Origin of the sequence: Spirosoma sp., assembly GCF_026391055.1 — a bacterium.
GTDB lineage: Bacteria > Bacteroidota > Bacteroidia > Cytophagales > Spirosomataceae > Spirosoma.
Map to the genome: position 1 here is coordinate 877,657 of NZ_JAPLET010000022.1, position 17,425 is coordinate 895,081.

General features: G+C 53.4%; 15 protein-coding genes. 12 read left to right on the forward strand and 3 right to left on the reverse strand.

The annotated features are described in order from the left end of the window. The first annotated feature begins 2 nt into the window (after positions 1–2). The 9 genes from NT073_RS18895 to NT073_RS18935 all read left to right on the forward strand — a co-directional run bounded on the left by NT073_RS18895 (position 3) and on the right by NT073_RS18935 (position 14,342). A complete protein-coding gene (locus NT073_RS18895; RefSeq protein WP_297376523.1) occupies positions 3–1,406 on the forward strand; it encodes a hypothetical protein in 1,404 nt (467 codons plus the stop codon). Continuing rightward, positions 1,406–4,549, forward strand: a complete 3,144-nt coding sequence (locus tag NT073_RS18900) for a FlgD immunoglobulin-like domain containing protein (protein WP_297376525.1) — start codon at positions 1,406–1,408, stop codon at positions 4,547–4,549. The genes NT073_RS18895 and NT073_RS18900 overlap by 1 nt, the downstream gene beginning before the upstream one ends. Positions 4,550–4,567: 18 nt before the next feature. Further along, the gene (locus tag NT073_RS18905) at positions 4,568–5,365 is read left to right on the forward strand and encodes a collagen-like protein (protein WP_297376527.1); all 798 of its coding nucleotides are present in this window, start codon (positions 4,568–4,570) and stop codon (positions 5,363–5,365) included. Between the two features lie 6 nt (positions 5,366–5,371). Beyond that, complete coding sequence (locus NT073_RS18910) at positions 5,372–6,226, forward strand: hypothetical protein (protein ID WP_297376529.1); 855 nt, start codon at positions 5,372–5,374, stop codon at positions 6,224–6,226. Further along, a complete protein-coding gene (locus NT073_RS18915) occupies positions 6,226–7,446 on the forward strand; it encodes a hypothetical protein (RefSeq protein WP_297376531.1) in 1,221 nt (406 codons plus the stop codon). The genes NT073_RS18910 and NT073_RS18915 overlap by 1 nt, the downstream gene beginning before the upstream one ends. Positions 7,447–7,555: 109 nt before the next feature. Further along, positions 7,556–7,741, forward strand: coding sequence for a hypothetical protein (locus tag NT073_RS18920; RefSeq protein ID WP_297376533.1), 186 nt, complete (start codon positions 7,556–7,558; stop codon positions 7,739–7,741). Beyond that, positions 7,738–9,825 carry a hypothetical protein gene (locus tag NT073_RS18925; RefSeq protein ID WP_297376535.1) on the forward strand — a complete coding sequence of 696 codons (2,088 nt, stop codon included), beginning with the start codon at positions 7,738–7,740 and terminating at the stop codon, positions 9,823–9,825. Before NT073_RS18920 ends, NT073_RS18925 begins: the two co-directional genes overlap by 4 nt. A gap of 6 nt (positions 9,826–9,831) precedes the next feature. Beyond that, on the forward strand, positions 9,832–10,362 hold the full coding sequence (locus NT073_RS18930) for a hypothetical protein (protein WP_297376537.1): 531 nt from the start codon (positions 9,832–9,834) through the stop codon (positions 10,360–10,362). 59 nt (positions 10,363–10,421) lie between these two features. Then, positions 10,422–14,342, forward strand: a complete 3,921-nt coding sequence (locus NT073_RS18935) for a phage tail tape measure protein (RefSeq protein WP_297376539.1) — start codon at positions 10,422–10,424, stop codon at positions 14,340–14,342. 252 nt (positions 14,343–14,594) lie between these two features. Here NT073_RS18935 and NT073_RS18940 read toward each other — a convergent pair whose 3' ends face one another. The 3 genes from NT073_RS18940 to NT073_RS18950 form a co-directional block, all read right to left on the reverse strand. After that, positions 14,595–14,861, reverse strand: coding sequence for a hypothetical protein (locus NT073_RS18940; protein WP_297376541.1), 267 nt, complete (start codon positions 14,859–14,861; stop codon positions 14,595–14,597). A 118-nt stretch (positions 14,862–14,979) separates the two neighbouring features. Then, the gene (locus NT073_RS18945; RefSeq protein WP_297376543.1) at positions 14,980–15,150 is read right to left on the reverse strand and encodes a hypothetical protein; all 171 of its coding nucleotides are present in this window, start codon (positions 15,148–15,150) and stop codon (positions 14,980–14,982) included. A 167-nt stretch (positions 15,151–15,317) separates the two neighbouring features. Beyond that, positions 15,318–15,695 (reverse strand): hypothetical protein, encoded by a 378-nt coding sequence (locus NT073_RS18950; RefSeq protein ID WP_297376545.1) that lies wholly within the window; start codon positions 15,693–15,695, stop codon positions 15,318–15,320. Between the two features lie 525 nt (positions 15,696–16,220). Between NT073_RS18950 and NT073_RS18955 the strand changes: the two genes are divergently transcribed. The 3 genes from NT073_RS18955 (at position 16,221) to NT073_RS18965 (ending at position 17,422) form a co-directional block, all read left to right on the forward strand. Continuing rightward, complete coding sequence (locus NT073_RS18955) at positions 16,221–16,811, forward strand: recombinase family protein (protein WP_297376547.1); 591 nt, start codon at positions 16,221–16,223, stop codon at positions 16,809–16,811. An 81-nt stretch (positions 16,812–16,892) separates the two neighbouring features. Further along, positions 16,893–17,078, forward strand: coding sequence for a hypothetical protein (locus NT073_RS18960; RefSeq protein ID WP_297376549.1), 186 nt, complete (start codon positions 16,893–16,895; stop codon positions 17,076–17,078). 104 nt (positions 17,079–17,182) lie between these two features. Beyond that, positions 17,183–17,422 (forward strand): hypothetical protein, encoded by a 240-nt coding sequence (locus tag NT073_RS18965; RefSeq protein WP_297376551.1) that lies wholly within the window; start codon positions 17,183–17,185, stop codon positions 17,420–17,422. Positions 17,423–17,425: the final 3 nt, after the last annotated feature.

Genomic DNA, 17,425 nt, shown 5'->3' on the forward strand with positions numbered 1-17,425 from the left:
CCATGAAATCACTTAGTTTAATCTATACCCTGCTTTTCAGCCTGCTTATGGCCAGTGCGCAGGCTCAGTTTTCCGAATCATCGGCCATCCGCATCTACCGCATCGGCGATCAGATTACCACGGCTGATGCGGCCGGCAACATCACAGGCTTTTACCCTTACGCGGATGTGTCGGTTAAAGCGGAAAGGTCACTCGTCAAGGTGAGCATCAAAGGAACCGGCTCGCTCTACTACACCCCTGCTCTGTTCTGGAGTGAGCAGGGAACCCCTTACGGCTCGACGGTTAGTGCTGCACTTTATCTCTATCAGCTCAGCATTCCCCTGACTACATCCGGAGGAGGCAGCAGTACTGGAGTTGTGACCGATGCTTCGCTTATTTCTTCAGGTGTTTTTTCTGAAGCCCGGCTACCGGCAAGCGTTGTCAAAACCACGTCGACGATCACAAACCCCACGTTTATTACGGGTTTGGATCCAAGCCGAATTACCCAGGGTCCAACCGCTCGATTTGCGTCTGATGCTGAAAAGGAAGCCTGGAATGCCAAACAGGGGGCTATCACCACAACGACGGATTTAACCCCCCGAAATATCACCGTGAACGGTACGCTAACGGCTCCTACGCCCGTCACCGGCACGGCCAGTAATGTGGTGGCCACAACGAAATACACTCTCGATGAGGTCATGCGCATTCTGAGGGACTCCCTGCTGGCTCAGTACATGCCCCAGTTTGATCCGGCCCAGTTTGTCAGCGTCGATACGCTGGGTACGTCGTTCATTCGCATCAAGCCCGGGTTAGTGACTGCCTCGACGTCGGGAACGGCAACACCAGCGTCGGTAACCGGCCGGGTGGCCCTGACCTTCACCGACGCTGGTGTTGCGGCCCCGATCGTCGCGATCGACAGCTCCAGTACTGCGCTCAGGTATTACAAAGGGGGCAGCCCAGTCGACTGGGACAGCGGTCCCAATAGCGGGGTTTCAACAACCAGACTACCCGCGGGTACTGAAGGCTATCTGGAAATGCGCTATTTCCCGATGCAGGATTTTGCCGCTATTGGCTTCAACACATCGGGCATAAAGACTGAGCAGAACCTGAGCCGCTATCAGGCGGGCGTCTACGTCAACAGTTCCGGCAAGATTGCCACCGTTGTGCAGGGCCGGGCTTCGCTGGAAGTGGCCAGCACCTTCACCGCAGCACCGGGCAGTTACATAAGACTTCGACGGACAGCGACGGGCACCTTCAACGTGGAGTACTCTGCTGACGGAGCGAGCTACAGTACCATCCTGACGGACATACGCTCGAGCGTTCCTTCGGTTACGCCCATCACCAGTATCCTGTATGCCGGTGTGGCCATCCATTTCAACGGACGGGTGTATATGCCCTCCTCCTCCAACAACTTCGTAACGTACTGATGAAGACCAGGCTTTTATTTATTCTGTTGATTGGGTTTAGCCTGAGTAGTCTGGGACAGGTTCGCCAGAAGCTCAGCAAGCCCAATCCGGCCGTGCCGACCACCAGGGGAGCACTCAAAAAAGCACCTGCTCAACCTGGTGCCGTACTACGGGCCGCCATCAGCCGACCCGTGACGGTGACTGTTTCCGGCTCCTTTACCCTCCCGGTAGCAGCCAGAGCCACCCTGGGGGTGTATGCTCAAAATGGCGAGCTGGTGCGGACGGTTTATGCGGGCGTTCAAAAGGAGGCTGGCACCTACACCGAGACCTGGGACGGCAAGAATGACCTGGGTGAAACCCTGCCGGAAGGCGACTATAAACTGCGATTGCAAACCAACAATGTGCAGTACAAGTGGATGGGCGTGCTGGGTAACACCTCCTTTAACCGGGCAAATCCGGCCGGGATGCAGAAGGGATACCGTCGGATCCAAACCATGGTCATCGTAAACGGTATCGCCTACTTTGGCAATGGCTACGCCGAGGGCCATCCGTCCCAGGCTTCCTTCGATGTGAGCAATCCACAGGTACGGATTGACTTCTTTCGGGATAGCAAGACCGGACAGGCCACGCGCATGATGTGCAGCGACGGCATCCGGGTGTATGCCGGAGGCCCCGACATTTTCAGTGTTGACAAGAAGATCAACTTCATTTTTGGCTGGACAGTCAGCACCAACGCTGAATACAGCTTTACCGGTGGCGGGCAGCTCTTCAAGACCGCCCAGGGGCAGGACTGGGGCGAAACCTATAAGTCAGCCCTGGTGATCACCGATACGGCCGGTTTACCCAAATATACCGACCTCATCAAAGGCATGGCCGTTCAGAAAACGGGCAACTACCTGTTTGCCTCACTGGGCTCGACTAAAAACGTCATCCGGATCTGGCATAAGGTAACCGGGGCCTTCGTGGCTGATGTGCCTGTTACTAGTCCTGGCGCACTGGCTATTGATGCCCTCGATGACAACAAGCTCTGGGTCACCCAGGGCACGACCGTTTCGGCCAGAACCATTGGAGCGGGTAGTTTGAGCAGTCCGGTACTGACGCTTGCCGGCCTGGTCAAGCCGATGGCGATGGCCTGCCGGCCGGGGGGTGGTGAACTGGCCGTGTGTGACGGGGGCAGCTCGCAGCGGGTGATGTTCTACAACCCGGCTACCGGCGCTAAAACCGATTCGCTGGGCGTAAAGGGCGGCTACCGCAACGACCCGTCGGTGAGTTTTTATAAGTTTTATTTTGACGACCCGGCTCTGTCCATTGATGATACCTACCTGGCCTACCAGGCGGATGGCTCTTTCTGGGTGGGCGATGACGGCAACTACCGAAACCTCCGTTTCTCGGCGGCAAAGCAGTTTGTGGACCATGTGAGCTACATGGAAAACTGTTACACGACGGGTGTCGACAAGGCCAACCCGACCCGGCTCTTTGGGCAGTACATGGAATTCTCGGTCAGCGACTACGCCAACCTGACGGCTACTTCGTCCTGGACGCTGGTCAAGAATTACCGATCGATGATGCCATCGGAGTACTTCGAGAATGAGTACAACCGGATGCAGAACATTTTTCAGGTCAACATCCTGCAACAGGTGATCACCATTGGGGGCCACACCTACGGCCTCATCCAGCGTTTCACCGATAAGAAGTATGCCGTTGTGGAGCTGATGCCAAGTGCGCCCCTGAAGTTTACGGGTCTCTATCTGGGCACCGGTTCGGTATCCAATCCAAATTCAGAAAGCTGGGTGCTGCTGCCCGACGGCAGTTTAGGCGTACACCGCACCAGCCTCAGTGGCGGCAATGGTACCGCTACCTGGTACAAACGCCCGTTTCTGGGCGTGGATGGGTCGGGTAATCCCGGCTGGGGAGCCGAAATCGCCTTGCAGAGCGTAGCCGTGACGCCAAACGATCCGTTTCCGGTCTACGGCGGCTCCGAGCCGTTTGGCATCACCACGGACGGCACCATCGCGGCCTTCAATTCAACCCTGTTTAACCCCACTACCGGAGCGGGCCTTGGCTATCATTTGGGTGGGGTACGAGCCAATAAATGGCAGTGGAAAGGGGCGCTGGCCACCCACAAGGAGTACAAGGGAGACTTTCCGGCTGATGGCGGCTATGACATTGGCAACTCGGTCCAGTACGGCGGAGGCAATGCGCCGGTGGCAGGCAATGACATATTCTGGACGTATCATGGGGAGTTCTGGAAAGGCAGCCAGACCAACAAGTTCAATCACGTTCGCAGTAATGGCTTGTTTGTGGGTACGTTCGGGGTAACGGGGCCGGATGCGGTGCGCGATCCGGCGAATAATCCGGGCATGGCCGGTAATGTCTTCGGTGCGACGGCCGTGCCGGCTGCCAACGGCAATATTTATTTGTTTCATGGGGAGGAATACGGCTGGTCGGGTATTCACGGCTGGGAGGTATCGGGCCTCAGCACGATCCAAACCCAGGAGGTGACCGCCACGGTCAGCAATGCGCCCGACCCAAGAGGCATACCCATTTTCGGTGGCCTGCCCAAGTACACGGTGCTGGCCAGCGGAACCGCCGGCTTAATTCGGTCTCCTCTCACTGATGACGGGGAGTACACCGTCCGCACCAACGCCCTGACCTACGCAAAAATTGGGGCACCCGATTTCTATTTCCAAAACAACAATAGCAGCGGAGAGAAATTTGCGACAGTCCCCTTCTCTACCGCCACTGGCGTTACCAGCTGGACAGTAAGCTTCACCCTTCAGGCGACCCAGTACTACCCTTCGGTGGGCGAGTTTGGCCAGGCCAATTCCGGTGGGGGCTACATCCGCATTCTGGATAATACGGGTAAGATTCTGGTCCAGTATTTCCAGAAAATAAGCGGCTCGAATACAATCATGGGTTTCAATGGCGTAACGGCCTATACTCGTCCTGGAGCCGGTGTGCCCGCTTACGTGCCCATCACGCTCGAATCAAACGGCACGACTATCAAATGCACGTACGGCAGTTACGGTACGGTCACCGTACCTCGGTATGACAACACGGCCAGCCTGACCGCTCCGGCCGCAGTGCAGGTGTTTTCGTGGGTCAACGGCAACAATACGGGCCGGGTGTATGGCCTGCTTGACGCCTGGTTTCGGGCCAACTAATCCAACTACATACGCGCTATGAACAACCCAAACATACCCTCCGCCATTACCATAGAAGGCTATCCTGGCAACCCGATTGAGTTTACGATCTATTCGGGCATCAAGCAGGCGGGCGCTCCCCTATCGGCCACCTTACGCGACAATCCAAGTGGATACCCCTTACCCCCTTCGTTCCTGCCCAGGCTGAGTGTTGACGGTAGTGATATCCGGATCGCCTGGGAAACCACGCTGTTTTTACCTAAAAAGAGCTGGCTGGAAATTCTGGAAGATTCCATAGTGACGTTCGCCGGCTGGCTGCTGCTCGACAAATCGAGCAGCAGGAACCAGGCCAGCTCGGTGTCGGTCACTCAATACATTCTGGCTCAGGTTGGCCCCCAGGGTGAAAAAGGCAATACCGGCGACAAGGGTGACAAGGGTGATGCCGGTGAAAAAGGAGACAAAGGTGAAAAGGGCAATACCGGCGATAGAGGTGAAAAAGGCGACAAAGGCGATACCGGTGATAAAGGAGAAAAAGGTGATAAGGGAGATAAAGGTGATACCGGTGAGGTATCCACCCAGTTTCTGGATGCGGCCCTGCTTCAAGCGAATAATGCGGCTGATAGAGCCAGCAACGCTGCCACTCATGCAGGCGAACTATTGGCCAGTACATTCCAATTCCAGTCGGTCACCAACAAAACGACCCTGTTGGCCGCAGCAACGGGTAGTGTGAAGAAAATCATTGTCTGTGCCTCAGACCCTGACTACAGCACAGACCCCACCATTAATATCTGGGACGGCATCAATCTGATTGTCCTGGCAGGCGAAAAACGTAACTAACTAACCATGGCTTTTAAAACAGAAGATACCCTCATTGAGGGTGTGCAGGACGACGGAACCGCAGAAGGCGTGATCCGTGCCAAAATTGTATCAGGTGAACTGGTCAAAGTACCCGCCTGGTTTTTGGACTGGAACGATACGACCAAAATCAACACCTTATTACAGACTGATAACAACGACGGTACGGGCTCTGGCTACAACCTGTCGGTTGTTGCCGGTCTGCCTGGCATTGCCAGTATCTCGACCATTATCTACGGGCGGGTGATCGGCATCCGCTACCGCCGTCCCAACTCGGCCGTTCCGGACTTCACCGTTGTCATTGACGGGGTGCCCTATGCCGTCAAGCCCAACGTCATTGCGCCACGGGCATCCAACATCGGCAATATGCTCGACCGGGAAACCCTTGTAATCATTGCCCAGGACCTTTCTGACACGGCCCATACGGTAGAACTGGTACTGCATGCCGATGCGCTGGCCAGCCGATCAGTTGTCATCTACGGCTTTCTGGCCGAGCGGCGGGCGGGCTATCAGGAACGCATGCACAATGATTACATTATTACACAGGGCACATTAACCATAGCCGCAGTAGCCTTTCCCACAGCTGATCCGGCCAACAGCCGCCCTCATCAGGGAGTCAAAAAAGTCTGGTATTACAATAAAAATACCACGACGGCCCGAAAGGTAACGCTCCAGTATGCCGGCTCGACGATTCGCGTCATCGACGTTCCTGCAGCCGGTACCGTTGAGGTGAATTTATCCGAGCGGGGCCTGATTGTTTCCGGCGCTTCGGCCACCACGGGGCTTAACCACTTTGCTGACGTTGACGCTGAGGTAACCTTCACTCTTTTTGGCTTAAAATAATGAGAAAACGACAAGACAAATCCGCGCTGTTTCTAGCCCAAACCATTACCGCCATTGGCGACTCACAGACTGATCTGAAAGCAGGCTACGGCGTAGCTGCCTATAACATGTGGACCGCTCAGCTTTCCAAGCGGCTCAACACCCTGGGCTGCAGCACAAAGCCCCGCTGTTTTGGGGTATCGGGCAACACAACCAGCGAAATGCTGGGCCGGGCCGGTCTGCTGTTTCTGTATGACACCCCGGCCATTGGGATTATTTACGGCGGTGTCAACGATGCGTTTGTTACCCATTCCGGGACAGCCACTGGCGGGACAGCTTCGACCATCACCCTGCAAAATACCGCTTCGGGCACGCTGGGAGCTTACCTGAACTGTACCATTACCATCACCTCGGGGGCGGGGGCTGGTCAGAGCCGAACGATTACCGCCTATAATGGTGCGATCATATCAGGAGCCAACTACGTGGCCAGCGTCGATACGCCCTGGGTGACTCTGCCAACCAGCACATCCGTTTATTCAATTGGCTTACCGCCTGCTGCGGCCACCCAGGCGCATCTGCAGGCGCTGAGCAAAGTGCTCAAATACGGCGTCAGAGGGGATGAGCAGGGTCGGTTCGTCCACGTCTATTCTCAAGCTGATCTGCCCGCCAAAGGCAACATTGGTCAGCGCTACGTGGTCCTTAAGGACAGCTCCGCCACCGGCGGCGTGCAGGGCAGTCTCCCTGGGCAGAATGCCACCATTGCCGGCAATTATTCAGCATCACCCAAACAGTCGGTTTGGGAATACAGAAACCCCCAGGCGGGAGAGCTGGGCTGGAGCCGGATCGCCATCGACGGGACGGCTCCGTTTGCGGATGGTGTACAGAAAGTGGTAATTGTTTCGACCAACTACCAGAACTGGTCAAGCGGGGGTGACAACTACAATACCAGCACGAGCACCGGCACTCAATACGCCCAGTACATACCTATTCGTTCGGCAGCCAAAGCGGCGGCTCTGGCTGATGCAGTGGTCTACTGTGACCTGTATGATTTTCAATCCAAGCTCATTTTTGGAGGCACTTTCAGCGGGCTGACCCTGAGCTCAGAGGCTGTACAGGGTTCGGCCACTTTTCACTATATCGACAACAACCAGCATCACGGGGATTATGGTCATGATACGGTGGCACGGGCCATACTCCAGACGATTACTGCGCAGGGCTGGCTGACCAGCCTGCAATCTTGATAAGGGTGTACTACGGTGTTTACTACACTCCTCGTATATTACCAACTCATTTACCGTAACTATAACGGGATGAACACGCCCTCACCGGCGTGTTCATCCCCTGCTTAACATGTGGAACGTCATTTACCCCTTTCAGCTCATTCTGCGAGAGAATGAGACTACCTACGTTACGCGCTATCGTCACTATGGCGAGGCCATCGCCCAGCAGATCGAGTGGGAAGCCCGTAACATTCCGGGCGCCACTATTGAACTGCTGGACCTAACCTCCTCTCCTCTCCAACTGGCGACCGTATGATTGCGATCCTTAACGATTCAGGCCAGAGTCTCAACCTGATACCGGGGTTGAACCTGGTGACCGAACGGGCTGCGGCCTGGCTCTCGGATGATGACTTGCCGGGTGAATTCTCGTATGCGATCGATTTACCCCTCAACGAGAACAACAAGCGCTTCGTGGCCCATGGCTACCGGCCTGACCTGGCACAGCCCTTTTCAGAGATGCCCGTTACGGCGCAGATGAGCGGAGTCCTGTATCGTCGATGCACGTTTTCGTTTCGTCTCAACGAGGGCAAGTTATCGGGCTTTCTAAAAATCGATAGCGCTGAATTTTACGACCGCATCCGGAACCTCTCGCTGTTGGAAGCCTTCAACACGCCCCTAATTCTGGGCGACGGGCTGCTGACGGGCACGGATTTTCGTACCCGTTTAAAGCAGATTGCCGCCCTGAAGCCGGGCGAGTTTCCCTGCACGTTTTTCCCTATTCGCAACGACGGCTTCTGGGAGAGCGACTTCGGGGCCGAGCAGTTGCCGGGTTTTGCGGGGGGCGTGTTTCTGGGTACCGACGAGCTTAGTCCGGTTACCTATTTGAATCCCTGGGAAAAGCTGGAGGGTGGTGGCGTAGGCTTCGTGGTCGACCAGCCGAGTGTGCCCCGCTACGGCCGGGCGATCTGTCCCCAGTTTTACCTGGCCTACGTGCTGGAGGGCATCATGAAGCTGGCCGGCTACCGCATTGAAAGCGACTGGCTGGCCTCGGCCGAGGTGCAGGCCATGACGGTACTGAACCTGACGGCCATGAATCAGAAGCTGCCCTTTGCGGAGCTACCCATTGGCCACAAGCTCACGCCAGGCCTGTTTTTGCCCGACGTATCGGTATCGGAATTTCTCAAAGCGGTCAAAGGCCGCTTTGGGCTGGTCTTCACCTATGACGGCAACGCCCGGGTGTGCCACATCACCCAGTTTGTGGGCACCATCCGGGCGGGAGCAGCCATTGACTTAACCCCTTATCAGGCGGGGCCCTACAGCACGGACTTTTCCGACGGATCGGGCTACAGCGTTCGGGATTTTTACGATTCGGGGGATGCACTCTACAAAGATGCCGATGGCAAATCCATCGAAGCGCCCGCCCAGGTAGTGGGCAGGGGCCGAACGCCGGTGACCCTCAGGGCCGGTACCACGCAGCTGGTTCGCGTCAGGTCCAATCTGTCGGCCGATGCGCTCTGGTTTGTGCCCACTGTATATCAACCGGGCAATACGCTCGACCCCACTTATTCGGCGTCGAGTCGGTATTTAAGTAAGGAAGGCAAGCGCCCCAACTCAGTCGGCATCCGGTTTTTGTCTTACCGGGGCATGACCACCGACAGCAAGGGAAATTCCTACCCATTGGCCAGCCCCGACGTCTACGATGGCCAGCAGGTGGCCCGCTCGAGTCAGGCGCTGACCATGGGCGGGCGGGCCGGCAGCTGGCGAAACTACCTCAGGGCGTATTATTACTTTCGGGATCAGACTCAGCGCGTCACCCAGCCCCTGCTGATGCCGGTCGATGTGCTGGCCAGCCTGCAGCTGCACCGGATGATCTGGCTTACGCTGGAAGATCAGATACGGCGGTCGTATCTGATTTTAAAACTACGCGCTGATTCGCCGAATGAGGACGGGAAAGTAACCGTGCGCCTGGAAGCGCTCACCCTGCCCTCGGGCATCGAGCAGGTAGCGGATCCTGCGGACCCCATCGTGTGGGTGGAGTTCATTTTCGGGCCGGGCACCTATCTGTCCAATCCGATTCGTCAGTATGCGGTGCTGACGGTGAAAACCTGGGTCGATGCCGCCAAGTCGGCTCCGGCCCTGGTCACCAACCTGCCCATTAACATCCGCTTTCAGCGCTCGCATCTGGACACGCGCGGGGGTACGAATGGAAATGATAGGCTGGTGGATTATCTGGAGTACGTCAAAACCTACATGGCCAACGGCTCAACGACGGTATTGGAAACGGCCTTTCTGGGCCAGTACATCGACCCGCTGGATCGGAACTACCGGTATTACAACTATGACTTCGCTCTGGATCCGGGCGAGGGCTACAAGATTCTGGGACCCAGGATCAATTTATAACTGGCCATGGAATACAAAAAGTTAAACATCAATGAGAAGATCAACTTCAAGGGGCTGGTGGGTGCCTGGAGCAACATTACCATCGAGCGCTTTCAGGCACAGATCGACAAAAAGGTGTACGGCCGGCGCAGGCGGGGCCTGATCCGGGGTAGCGAGCAGCGGGATGCCAAAGGGCGATACGTGAAAGGATCCGGGAAGTACCGAAGCGTGCGCACCTATAAGCTGCGCTCCGACTGGCGCAAACGGCTCTACCTCGACGCGTCCAATGGTGGGGTTAAAGGCTTACAGTTAAGCTTTTTGCTCTACGGCCGGTTCGTCGACATGGGGGTGGGTAAAGGTAAGGATTTCGCCCTCAGCCGCTGGCAGCGCAAACGGCGCAATGGGGAAAGCTCAGCGCGAACGCCGGCCCGCTGGTATTCCCGCGAGAAGGGCTACCAGGTGCACCGGCTGCGTGAACTGCTGGCTAAATACTACGTAAACATTACCCTCTCCTCGCTCGAGCAGGTGCTGACCGATTCAGTTACCGTGCACGTGTAAGGGACACACTACACGACTTTTAAGCTAGTGCCTGGCCGCACCCCTAAACCAAAAAGGCCATGGCCAATTCTTCTTCCGACCGGGCGGTCATTGATCTGGTGATCAATGGCCAACAGGCCCAAACCAGCCTGAAGCAAGTCAGTCTGGAGGTTACCCGTGCTACGGCTGCAATCGTCAAAATGAAAGAGACGGATGCAGGCTATAACGATAAACTCAAAGAACTCCACGCCCTGCTGGCTGCCCAGCGCCAGATGCGGGCGCAGATCAACGACACCTCGACCGCCTGGGGCCGCTTTAAATCCAATGTGGCCAGCACCGCCGTTGGCGTGTTGGGCGGCAACATTTTTGGGTCGGCTCTTCAGTCGGCCGTAAGTGCCATACCGGCGGCTATCGGACGCTACAGAGAGTTTACGTCTGCCTCCGCCGACATGTCAGCAAACCTTGGTTTAGCCGCTAAGGATGTCGACTACTTTAACGCCAAGGCCCGGGAGATGGGACCTACGCTTGGAAAGTCCGCTTCTGAAGTACTGGAGGGTTTCAAGCTTGTGGGCTCGGCTAACTCTGACCTGGTAAAAACACCGGAACTACTCGCCGACGTAACCAGGCAGGCCATTACCCTGAGCCAGGCGTCTAAAATGACCCTGGCTGATGCAACTGCCTCATTGGTTGGCAGCATGAACCAGTTCGATGCCGGTGCCGATCAGGCCCAGCGGTTTATCAACGTGATGGCGGGTGGCGCTCAGGTTGGTTCAGCGGAAATCAGTGACATGGCTAACTCACTGAAAGCCTCTGGTATCGTGGCCAACCAAACAGGGCTGAGTTTCGAGCAGACCAACGGAGCCCTGCAAAGTTTATCCAAGGAGTCCCTGAAGGGTGAGCAGGCTGGTACCATGTTGAGAAATATTCTGTTGACCCTTGGGGCCGGAGCCAATGAGACGAATCCGAAAGTGGTTGGTTTGGATAAAGCCCTGGATAATCTGGCTAAACAGAACCTGAGCACCGCCGAAATAACGAAACTCTTCGGCAAGGAAAACGTAACGGCGGCTTTATCGCTGATCAACCACCGCGACCGGGTTGCTGAATTTACCAAAGGGTTAACCGGCACTACGGCCGCCTATGACATGGCCGCCAAAAACAATGCAACGCTGGACCACCAGCTGGAGCTATTCAGCGCCCAGGTCGACAAGGCAGCCCTGTGGTTAGGGACCAAGCTCGTGCCGGCCTTCACCCAGGTTGTCAAGGGAGGATCCGACTTTCTTACCCTTTTACCCCAGCTGGGAAGCTGGCTGGCCAAAAATGGCGAATGGCTGCTGATAACGGGCATTCCCTCCCTGATTGCCTATAACGGCACATTAATTAAGGCGACCGCATCGGCGGCGGCCAACACCATTGCAGAGGGTTATCGACGAGCCGCCTATCAGGCGGGCTTTACCTGGCTGGTTATTTCCGAAGCAGCCACCAAAGCCTACGCCCTGGCGACGGGTGTACTGACTGGTCAGATTAGCCTTCAGACAGCGGTCGTGACCATCGCCCGGACTGTTTGGGCAGGCTTTTCGGCTATTTTACTGGCTAACCCGATTGGCCTGGTCGTCGGGGCCCTGGGTGGCCTGGTGGCAGCTATGAAGTATTTCTCGGAGCACACCCAACGAGCCCTGGATCTGGAGCGCAAAAAAAGTGCCCTTCAACAACAAGGGCTGAAAGATACCCAGTCGAATGCCCGGGCGCTTGAGGACTTGAATACGAAAGTAGCCAATGCCAACAATCTGTCCCAAACCGAGCAGGCCAACCTCAAAAAGACCATTGCCTTAAAACAGCTGGAGGCCAGAGCCCGTCTGCAAAATGCTCTGGCTAAAGCGCGTGAAATTGCTCGCCAGGAAGCCGAGCCTACCTTCTGGCAAGGGGTAAAATCCGGGGCGGGTGCCTTGCTGACCGGAAATCTGGGTGCACTGGGCAATCTGGATGAGCAGAAAAAGCAACAAACAGAAGCCAATAAAGCGGCTGCTTATGCACAGGCCAAACAATTAGCGAACGTTGAGCAGCTACAGGCTGATTTGGCACAACTCGACAAACTGGGTTCGCAGGCAGGAAAAAGCCCGGACCTAAAATCGCCGGCTGGCAGCGGTGGTGGGCTGACCGATGAGCAAAAGAAAGCGGCTAAGAAAGCCGCCACCGAGGCCGCACAGGATGCCCGGCAGCTTGAAAAAATGCTGGCCGATGCCCGGATGGATGCCCTGAAAGCCGAACAGTCGGACTATGATAAGGCCGTGTTTGCCTTTGCCGAGAAGTACGCCAAAATGTACGAACTGGCGGGAACCAACACCAAAAAGATCAAGGAAATCGAGACCCTGAGCCTGGTGGAGATGAGTGCCATTGAGAAGAAATTCGGCGAAGAGGAGTTAAAAAAGACCTATGAGTTGAATGCGGCCAAGCTGGCAGAATTTAAAAAAGCGGCCGAAACCAAACTTGACCTGGAGGTGCAAGGAGGCAGCAAGACCCGCCTGCAGGCAGATGCTGAAAAGCTACGTCTGGAAGAGCAGTACCTGGACGCCAGTGAACTACTCAACCGGGCTTATTATAAAACCCTGGAAGAACTCAACCAGGGCTCAGCCGAAAAACTCGGCAAAATCAATGCCGACAAGCAGGCCGCTTTGCTCAAAATTGCCCAGGACCGGTTAGATAACAGTAACCAGAAAAAGGAAAACAAGCGGACGCCGGTTGATGCCTTGCTTGAGAAGGATTTAGCCGATCTCCAGCTTAAACATGATCAGGAGCTTACCCAAATCAAGAAAAAGGCTCGTCAAGGGTTACTGACGGAAACTGAAGCGCACAATCAGGAACTCTCGATCGAGCAACGGTTCCTGCTCGAAAAGCGCAGACTCTACGAGACCCATTACGATGTACTCTCTAAACTGGGTGTTCTGTCGGCGGAAGAACAAACGAATCTGCAACGGCAGAAAAACCGTGAGCTGCAGGACATTGATAACCAGTTACTGGACAGTGAGCAGCAGCAGTACGAAGGGCGGCTCGGCTCGCTACTAAAGTTTCTCGATGAGAAGCAGCAGTACATGAATGATGCGGTCACCATCCTGCAAGGCATCTTCAAGGTTGACCAGCAAAAGCTGGATGTTGGCCCGCTGCTGGATGAACTGGATCAGTTGCAGCATAAAACCAAACTCACCAGCGGTGAACAGGATCGCATGAAGACCATCATTGCCCAGGTGGGCAAAGTGATGCCGGATGCCGTTTCGGGAACCGATGCCTATGGGAATGCCATTGCGATCAACACCGGCAAAGCCCGTGAGGAGGTAGAGGCCCAAAAGAAACGGGCTAACCTGATGCAAAAGATAATGCTTGCCGAAAAAGCGTGGGCTCTGGCCTCGGTCGGCATCAGTTATGGTCAGGCGCTGATGGCAGCCATCAAATCCGCCATTGGCCTTCCTTTTCCCGCGAACCTGGGGGCGGTTGCCAGTGCCATGGCTATCCCTACGCTGAATTTAGGCGTAGCAACCACCAAAATCCTGGGATCCAAGATTGATGCACCAGCCTTTGCCGATGGGGGCTTTACCGGTTCTGGCGATGGACCGGCGGGCTTTATCAATGACCCAACCCTGTTTACCATGGGTCAGCGTAAATTTATTGCGGGTGAAGCGGGTCGGGAGTTTGTTATCTCCAACAAAGCGCTGCAAAATCCGGTGGTGGCTGACTTTGCCCGGATGATGGATATTGCCCAGAAGACGGGCAATTACGGCATGTTGGGCAGTAGCTCAAACGGCGCATCAGGCGGTAGCCAGATGATCACCGGGGGCAATTCGGCCGGTGGTAGCATGAGTGATGAGCTGGGCATGGCCATGCTCCAGCAGCTGCAACGCAATAACGAACTGTTAGCCCAGTACGCCCAGCGACCGATTTCCTTTGACCTGTTCGCCTTTCAGCGCAAACAGCAGGAAGTTGAGTTTGTACAGAACGCGACAAAAGGGTAATGCTCCTTTTTTGCTTATCTTTGCTCCCGCTTAGATACCTTTTTTTTACACTTACAGGAGAATGGTGCCGCCTTATCGAGTAGGCGGTGCTGTTCTCCCGTATCCTTATTGTAATGGTTTGGATAGAACGTCCTGTAAGTGGAGGTATCTGAGCAGCGGGCCAGAGCAGCACCTCCTTTTCGGAAATAGATCTAAACAAAATACCCCGGTCGTAGAACAACCGGGGTATTTCCATTCGACGCTATTGCCGATTTACTTATAGACCTTGTCTTTGATTAGTTTCAGGTCGTTAAGCTCCTCCACAATCACTATATCTTCAGCCGGGATAATGCCCCGGTTAATCCAGTTTGAAATAACGCTGATGCTTTCCAGCCCGTAGCGTTTGGCATATTCCTTCAGCGTTACCCATTCGGATAAGCTGTACCGCTTGCCCTGAGTCTCCAGGAAGGCGGTTGCTTGTTGAATCAACGCCTGGTTCTGTTCCAGAAGTTGTTCGGTGCTGTTCAGTTGAGATAACATAATCGAAAGGGGTTATGAAAAGAGATTACGAAAACGGATTACGAAAACGGATTACGAAAACGAAAATGTATTGAAACGAAAAATGTATTAATAGAGGGTGGGGTTTTACCCCCCACCCTTACTCATCAAATTGTTGAAGGAGTTCAGTTAAAACTCCTAGTTGGTCAAGTAGCTTGTTTTCCTGCTCTTCGGATAACTCGCTGTCGGGATGGCCAGCCCGTTTATCGGCTAACTCATTTTTGGTTGCGGCAATGGCTGCCTTAATCTGTTTAATAAACCCTGCATTCATTAGCGTCGGTAGTGAGTGGGATTGTTAACTCACTTAACAAAAGTAACTCTGTTAAGTGAGTTAACAAAATTTTGAGGTACTTATTTTCGTCTTTCTCATAAAAAACACCCGGTCAGAGTTGGCCGGGTGTTTTTGCTTCTATCCACACCATTTGTAACAAATGATTGCTATTCTTTCTCCGAGACCAAAAGCTTCGAGAGCAACTTTAACTTCTGAAAGTATTTATTCCATAGTTGTAGGTTGAGGTGGCCCTTGGTTTGGTTCATTGGATTCGTGCCAGTGTCATAGAGCCACACCATACATATTTTACCTCCTTCATCCCGCTTTATCCTTTTCGGATCATTGTCAGCAATTGCCAACAGCTTTTTATCGGTTAAGGCTTCATACTTAGTATAGAGGGGCAAATCCAATTTTTCAATGTGAGTTTTGGCTCCTTCGTTATTGAAGCCAATAGGAACGTATTCTCTATTAAATGCATACCACTCATCCTTTTCATTACGACTAATACCATAAGGCAGGTTAATGTCGAAAAAATCGCCAAGCATAAGGTTTAACGTTTAGATGTTTATCCCCAAAGTAATAAACAATAGTTAAAGAAGAAACAAATGGGTGGTTTGGAATACCAAAACTGGGTGATTTGGAATAGAGATCATCTAAATAAGAAGTTTGGAGTACATAAACTAACCTATATAATATTATAAAGAAAATATATAAATATTTAAATTTTATAAGCTTACCTAGGCAAAGTACAAGACCAATTCCTGTTGTTTGACGCATCGTATAGTGAATTTGTCACACTTAAATAGGAGGTTTGGAGTACTAAACACAGTTATTGTGAGACGTAATTTTGCTATTCCTCAAGACAGACTTTACCAATCTTTAACAACGGTTAGCAGTACCAGGAAACGATCTTATAAGATACTATTAGCAGTATACTCAAACGCTTCTTTACTGACAGGGTCGTGACTTGGCCAATGTAACCCTATTCTTACTCGAAAACGGTTTACTATTGTTATTTACTTAATCAACGTTTATTTTAGGGGTATTCTACCCGTTAAAGTAAACCATTTATGATTATCGGCTACGGACGCGTATCAACCACCGACCAGAATTTGAACCTGCAACTCGATGCCCTCTCCAAGGCCGGGTGTGAGCGTATCTTTTCGGAGAAGTTTACCGGTAAAACCAAAGACCGGCCGGAGCTTAACAAACTCATGGAACACCTTCGAGCGGGTGATGTGCTGATCGTTTGGCGGCTGGATCGGCTTGGCCGCTCGACCACTGATCTGATTGAGCTGGTGAACACCTTTGAGAAAAAGGGGGTCATCTTCAAAAGCCTGACCGAGAATATAGACACAGCCAGTGCGACCGGTCGGCTGTTCTTTACTTTCTTTGCGGCAATGGCTGAGTTCGAACGCAACCTCATTCGGGAACGGACCAATGCAGGTTTACAATCGGCCCGCGCTCGTGGCCGGGTTGGAGGCAGGAAACCAGGCCTATCGCAGGATGCCCAGATTAAGGCTGCAGCGGCCAAGACTTTATACGAGTCGGGGAATACCGGCACGCAGATCTGCAAAATGCTGGGCATTGGCAGTAAGCGTACCTTGTACAGTTATTTGCGGGCGAAAGGTGTACGTGTTGGCCTAGCAACGGAGGCCTAGACCTATAGTGATGTTAACAGTTAAAGAGGTTGAGTGAGTTAGAAATGACATTACCGAGTTCTCGGAGGGATTAATAGACACATGATAACAGAACTAAAAAACATTGCAAGAGAAATTGCAAATTCACGAGTTAGGCTTTCGCATCCATACCAAGGCAAGCAAACTAGGCAAGATATACTAGATGAAGCTAAACGTTTGGAGAATGTTGAACTGACGCTTCACAGACTAATAACTCAACTCGAAGAAAAAATTGAAAAGTGGGTGTAACATTGGAGTGCTAAACAGAGTACGAAAAAGCCCGTAAGCTTTTGTTTTCTTTCGTGGTTATTCACAAGCCAGGTATTTCTGCTTGGCTTATTAATTTATAATCAATGGGAAAAACACCACTACCCGGCTCACTGATAGGCCGACTTAAAACACCGATACTTGAACAAGAAAGATACCAGCATGAGTCTTTAATAAAATCATTACCAATTGGGACTGCTGAATTTAGAATTGCGCTGCTTAAACTTCGCCAGTTCGATGAGCAGATAAAGCAGGCTAAACTGGACGACGAGCTGGTGATTCAGCAAGTTAGAGAAGAGTTGGTTGCTTATTCCCGTAATCGATGAACT

Coding starts and splice junctions, on each gene's coding strand:
- NT073_RS18895 (WP_297376523.1), top strand. CDS start 3: ATGAAATCACTTAGTTTAATCTATACCCTGCTTTTCAGCCTGCTTATG.
- NT073_RS18900 (WP_297376525.1), top strand. CDS start 1,406: ATGAAGACCAGGCTTTTATTTATTCTGTTGATTGGGTTTAGCCTGAGT.
- NT073_RS18905 (WP_297376527.1), top strand. CDS start 4,568: ATGAACAACCCAAACATACCCTCCGCCATTACCATAGAAGGCTATCCT.
- NT073_RS18910 (WP_297376529.1), top strand. CDS start 5,372: ATGGCTTTTAAAACAGAAGATACCCTCATTGAGGGTGTGCAGGACGAC.
- NT073_RS18915 (WP_297376531.1), top strand. CDS start 6,226: ATGAGAAAACGACAAGACAAATCCGCGCTGTTTCTAGCCCAAACCATT.
- NT073_RS18920 (WP_297376533.1), top strand. CDS start 7,556: ATGTGGAACGTCATTTACCCCTTTCAGCTCATTCTGCGAGAGAATGAG.
- NT073_RS18925 (WP_297376535.1), top strand. CDS start 7,738: ATGATTGCGATCCTTAACGATTCAGGCCAGAGTCTCAACCTGATACCG.
- NT073_RS18930 (WP_297376537.1), top strand. CDS start 9,832: ATGGAATACAAAAAGTTAAACATCAATGAGAAGATCAACTTCAAGGGG.
- NT073_RS18935 (WP_297376539.1), top strand. CDS start 10,422: ATGGCCAATTCTTCTTCCGACCGGGCGGTCATTGATCTGGTGATCAAT.
- NT073_RS18940 (WP_297376541.1), bottom strand. CDS start 14,861: ATGTTATCTCAACTGAACAGCACCGAACAACTTCTGGAACAGAACCAG.
- NT073_RS18945 (WP_297376543.1), bottom strand. CDS start 15,150: ATGAATGCAGGGTTTATTAAACAGATTAAGGCAGCCATTGCCGCAACC.
- NT073_RS18950 (WP_297376545.1), bottom strand. CDS start 15,695: ATGCTTGGCGATTTTTTCGACATTAACCTGCCTTATGGTATTAGTCGT.
- NT073_RS18955 (WP_297376547.1), top strand. CDS start 16,221: ATGATTATCGGCTACGGACGCGTATCAACCACCGACCAGAATTTGAAC.
- NT073_RS18960 (WP_297376549.1), top strand. CDS start 16,893: ATGATAACAGAACTAAAAAACATTGCAAGAGAAATTGCAAATTCACGA.
- NT073_RS18965 (WP_297376551.1), top strand. CDS start 17,183: ATGGGAAAAACACCACTACCCGGCTCACTGATAGGCCGACTTAAAACA.